The sequence below is a fragment of the Thiomonas sp. genome (genome assembly GCF_054608695.1).
This window is the reverse complement of record NZ_JBTRXV010000166.1, coordinates 1-4548: the sequence shown is the minus strand read 5'-3', so window position 1 is coordinate 4548 and position 4548 is coordinate 1. Positions and strand designations below refer to the sequence as shown.

Annotated in this window: 5 protein-coding genes; 4 read left to right on the top strand and 1 reads right to left on the bottom strand. The window is 57.7% G+C overall.

Annotation, left to right across the window (positions count from 1 at the left end):
- Window positions 1-44: 44 nt before the first annotated feature.
- A complete protein-coding gene (locus tag ACYCUK_RS23520; RefSeq protein ID WP_461597012.1) occupies window positions 45-275 on the bottom strand; it encodes an addiction module antitoxin in 231 nt (76 codons plus the stop codon).
- Between the two features lie 208 nt (window positions 276-483).
- Between ACYCUK_RS23520 and ACYCUK_RS23515 the strand changes: the two genes are divergently transcribed.
- The 4 genes from ACYCUK_RS23515 to mobF all read left to right on the top strand — a co-directional run.
- Complete coding sequence (locus tag ACYCUK_RS23515; protein ID WP_461597011.1) at window positions 484-948, top strand: hypothetical protein; 465 nt, start codon at window positions 484-486, stop codon at window positions 946-948.
- Window positions 949-961: 13 nt separating this feature from the next.
- Window positions 962-1744: a hypothetical protein gene (locus tag ACYCUK_RS23510; RefSeq protein ID WP_461597010.1), complete on the top strand. Its 783-nt coding sequence runs from the start codon at window positions 962-964 to the stop codon at window positions 1742-1744.
- Entirely contained in the window at window positions 1734-2495 is a 762-nt protein-coding gene (locus ACYCUK_RS23505) for a hypothetical protein (RefSeq protein WP_461597009.1), read from the top strand. Before ACYCUK_RS23510 ends, ACYCUK_RS23505 begins: the two co-directional genes overlap by 11 nt.
- Window positions 2495-4548, top strand: a 2054-nt coding sequence (mobF, locus tag ACYCUK_RS23500) for a MobF family relaxase (RefSeq protein WP_461597008.1), incomplete at its 3' end; no start/stop codon positions are given. The genes ACYCUK_RS23505 and mobF, both read left to right, overlap by 1 nt.

Genomic DNA, 4548 nt, shown 5'->3' with positions numbered 1-4548 from the left:
GTATCTCGCTCCCTACGGACAGATCAAACTCCACCCACCAGACCTCACCGCGCTTCATCGGCCATATCTGCCACGAGAGCGTTGCACCATGCCATCGCCTCGGCCTCGCGCTCCGGATCGGCGGCCATCGCCTGGTAACCATCGTCCAGAGCCGTATCAAGCACATGCGGCTTGAGGAGGTCCTCGATGAACTGGCTCATGTGCCGCCTGCCGACCGTCCGGTAGAGTCCTTCATACACGGCTTCATCCAGTGAGATCGTCATTTTCTTGTGCATAGTCCCCTCTTTTCATGTAATACGTCATACTACTATAGCACGTTTTTTCGTTTCATCATTTTTCGAGATGCCCCGACTTGAATTGGAAGGAGCTCTCCCCTATAATTTTCACCACACCTGATGCACCTATAGGTATTATAGGAAGCTAACGGGTGCTTAATGGTGTGATATAGTGCTAACAGGTGCAAATATATGCGAAGGGGTGCAAATGGGAAGCGAAAAAGTGCGCGATGTCAGCGGAAGCGGCCTTATCTCATTGATAGACAATATAAAGAGTGAGCCGACCGGCCTTACGAAAACGATCCGGAGAAATTTTGATCTTATTGCGGAGGCCCGGGAGATCGGAGCGGGCTGGGGAGAGATCATAAAAGCGCTGGATCGGGAGTGGTCAGAAAAAATCGTCCGGACCGCCTATTCAAAAGAGCGCCGCCGCCGTGAAAAGGAAGGAGTGAAGGCGGGCAGGCAGGCGATTAAAGCAGAAGCGGTTCCTGAAAAAACGGAAAGGAAGGAGAACGTCCCCGAAAAGAAACCCGGGATCCTGAAAGAAGAGAAAAAAGGACTCCCGGGACCTCCTCAGGCGGCCCCGACGGGTGGGGTCGTGACGGGAAGCAAAACGCCAGATCCGAAAGAAGCGGAAGCAAGTGGCTCCAGATGGCCGGAAATCAAATATTAAGAGGAGGTCGAAGATGGGAAAGGATATTCTGATCGTTCACGGAGATAAGGGTGGGGTTGGAAAATCGACGTATGCCGGCCTCGCAATCGATTATCAGATCCAAAAGGGGGATGGGGAGGTGGTCGTGGTAGAGGGGGACAAGAAGATCGATGATGTCTCAAGGCGGTATCAAGGAGTGAGCGGGGTCACCGGAATGATTGTCGATCTTGCCCGACCGGATTTTTCGGAGGAGGCGATTCTCGGGCTATTCGAAGAGATCGAGCGGCGCGGGGGAAACCACATCGTGATCAATCTTCCCTCAGGTGGATCGAGCACGATTGACGCGCAGGCGGAAATCGTCATACCGACAATCCGGAGTCTTGGCTACGAAGTCTACGTTGCCTGGCTCATCGGGGCGGATGAGGATTCCGTCACACTGGCCGAGGAATCGGCCATGTGCCGGGAAGCGGACAAAAAGATAGCCGTACTGAATGAAAAGGAAGGAAACCCGGAGAAGTTCCCCTGGTATCAAAGCGGATTCAGGAAGGAGTGGCTGGAATCCGGGGGGCTGGAAGGGGTTTTGCCGTGTCTGACCGAGCGGGTGGCGATCAAGGTCCGGAAAATCCCGGGCCGCTACTCCGATCTTGAGAGAAGTCCGGAGCTTGTTATCGTCGAGAAGGCGTCTGTTTCCCGGTGGGTCAGAAAAGCATGGGAAATGGCGGTCGCTCCGCTTTACGCGGCCGGGGTGGAAGGTCTATCAAATGGTGGGGTGGTATCACCCGACCATAATCCCCCAAGGAGAAAAAATGGACGTTGAAAAAGTCTTTGCAAATGTCACTGGCCGGAAGATGAGTCCGGACGAAGTGACGCGATACCTGAAATTTCAAAAGGAGTTTGAGGTCCCCGACACGGATCCGACGTGGATGATCTTCGTCTGGTTTGAGTTCTATCAACGGATTTTCGAACAGTTCCCGGAAAAAGCCCGGAAAGAAGCGGAGGAAGGCGCCCGCGAACTCCGCAAGGCCTCCATCGCCGTGACAGAAGCCTCGGCCGCTGTGGTTAAGGAGAGTCGAGACAAGGCGGTGGGGGCGATTGAAAAATTGCAGGAAAAAGCCAAAGGCGACATTGCAAACGCTCTGGGACCGATTCTTGTGACCAAAATCGGCGAAGCTGTCGATGAACTCAAGAGCCATTCGAACCGGCCTCTGCACAAAAGATGGCTGATCGTCACGGCCGTGGCGATCGTCGTCGCGCTGGGGCTGGGAGGATGGGGAACTTATGTGGTCCACAAAAACTGGGTTGCCGAAGGTGAAGGAAATGGTTACGCGAAGGGATTCGCGGAAGCGTCTAAAATCGTAACAGACAAGTCAAAAAAGGAAGGTGAAAAAAAGGGTTACGCAGAGGGTTACGCGAAGGGAGTTGCGGTGATCCCGGCGGTGAATAGTTTCTATAGTCTTTTTTATTGCAATATTGCAGGCTGGACAGTGGATCGGGAAGGAGAAAAATTTTATTGCGTCCCCGGCCCGGACCCGACAACCGGAGAAATAAAAGGAGTGAGGGTTCGCTGATGCTGTCGATCACGGTCAAAAAAGGTCGGACGGGCAAAGACCTGGCCGGCGTGGCGGACTACCCCGACGAGAACCGGACCAAGGAAAAACAGGTCGGGGCGGTCGAGGACTACTACGCCCAGGGGTCGGCGGCGACCCCTTCCCGGTGGCTCGGATCCGCCGCCCGGGAGCTCGGTCTTCATGGAGCGGTGAAGCGGGAGGACCACCTCAAGACCCTCCAGGGGAGGGATCCCCGGACCGATTCGGCCCTGGTCCAGAAGGCCGGAGAGAAGCGGCGCTATGCGATCGATCTGACCTTTTCCGCTCCGAAATCCGTCTCGATCCTGTGGGCCGTGGGAACCGAGGACGTCAAAAAAGGCCTCGAGGCCGCCCAGGACCGGGCGGTCGAGAAGACCCTGGCCTTTATTGAGGAAAAGTTTGCCCTGGCGCGGCGGGGAAACGCAAAAGAAGGAACGATCACGAAAGAACACGTGAAGCTTCTGGCGGCCGTCTACCGCCACGGCAGTTCCCGCGAACTGGACCCCCAGATCCACTCCCACGCCATGCTCCAGAACCTTGGACTGAGAGCGGACGGGACTTGGGGAGCGTTGAACGAAAAAGAGCTTTACGACTGGAAAATGGCCTTGGGGGCCGTCTACCGGGCGGAACTGTCTCAGGAAATCGGGGGGCTCGGATTCGGAATCGAAGCCGACCGGGAGTATTTCCGTGTTCAGGGCGTTCCCAAGGAACTGGAAGAGGAGTTCAGCAAGCGCCGTTCACAGATCGAGGCGGCGCTCAAAGAAAAAGGCTGGTCGGGCGGGAAGGCGGCGGAAGTCGCGGCCCTCGACACGAGAAAAGCCAAAGAGGTCCTCGAACCCGAAGTTCTCAAGGAGCAATGGACGGGGATTGCTGCAGAATATGGGATCTCCGGAAAGACGCTAGCGGCCCTTCGGAGCGTGGAGAGGGAATCGAAGCCTGTTTCGATCGAGCGTCCCGGGCCTTTCCGGACGCTGACGGCGATGGAAGCGGTCTTTTCGGAGCAGGATCTTTTCCGGGAGGCCGGCGTCGCGTGCTCGCAGACCGGCCGGGGGCTCGACTGCGTGAAGCGGGAAGTCGAAGGTCTCCTGAAAGATCCGGAGATCGTGAAACTGCGGGGGAAGGACGGGGCGATCTACTACACGACCCGGGAAATGCTCGCCCTTGAAAAAGAGATCCAGTCCCTGGCCCGCGATGGGAAAGAGGACGTCCGGCATATCGTGGATCCCTCTGCGGTCCGGTCCGGAATTTCCCGGTACGAATTCGAGAAAGGCTTCAAACTGTCGGGTGAGCAGCGTAACGCGATCGACCATCTGACCACCCGGACCGGCCGGATCCAGATTCTGGAGGGGCACGCCGGGGCCGGAAAGAGCACGGCGCTGGTCCCGGTCCGGTATGCCCTGGAATCCCAGGGCTACGAAGTCATCGGGTGCTCCCTCCAGGGGAAAAAGTCCGCCGGTCTCCAGAAGGACACCGGGATCCGCTCCCAGACCATCGCGAGCTTTCTCGGTGAGATCCAGGGATACGAGCGGGAAGACGGGACGCAGGCCGAGCCCAGGAAGAAGCTGACGGAGAAAACCGTTGTCGTCGTGGACGAGGCGGCGATGAACGACACCCGGCTGATGGCCGGACTGATCCGCGAGACCGGGAAAGCGGGAGCCAAGCTCCTGCTGATCGGGGACGAAAGCCAGGTGCCTCCCGTGGCCGCCGGAAATCCCTTCAAGACCCTCAAGAAAGAACTCGGGTACGCCGAGGTGACGGAAAACCGCCGGCAGAGAGAGAACTGGCAGAAAGAGGCCTCCCGGGAGATCCGGGATGGAAAGGTTGCGGAAGGACTTCAAAAGTACCTGTCGGCCGACATGATGGTCCTCGCCAAAGACCGGGACGAGGCGATCGAGAAAACCGTCGAAGCCTGGGCGAAGGCCTTCGATCCGAAGACCCCGGAAAAAACGCTCCTGACCGCCTACCGGCGAGCGGACGTTCTTGAGCTGAACGCCGCCGCGAGGTCGGAGATAGCCGCCCTCCGGACCGGGCCCCC

What these genes read in the sequence shown, in the direction of transcription:
- ACYCUK_RS23520 (WP_461597012.1), bottom strand. Translation starts at nt 275, where the DNA reads ATGCACAAGAAAATGACGATCTCACTGGATGAAGCCGTGTATGAAGGA.
- ACYCUK_RS23515 (WP_461597011.1), top strand. Translation starts at nt 484, where the DNA reads ATGGGAAGCGAAAAAGTGCGCGATGTCAGCGGAAGCGGCCTTATCTCA.
- ACYCUK_RS23510 (WP_461597010.1), top strand. Translation starts at nt 962, where the DNA reads ATGGGAAAGGATATTCTGATCGTTCACGGAGATAAGGGTGGGGTTGGA.
- ACYCUK_RS23505 (WP_461597009.1), top strand. Translation starts at nt 1,734, where the DNA reads ATGGACGTTGAAAAAGTCTTTGCAAATGTCACTGGCCGGAAGATGAGT.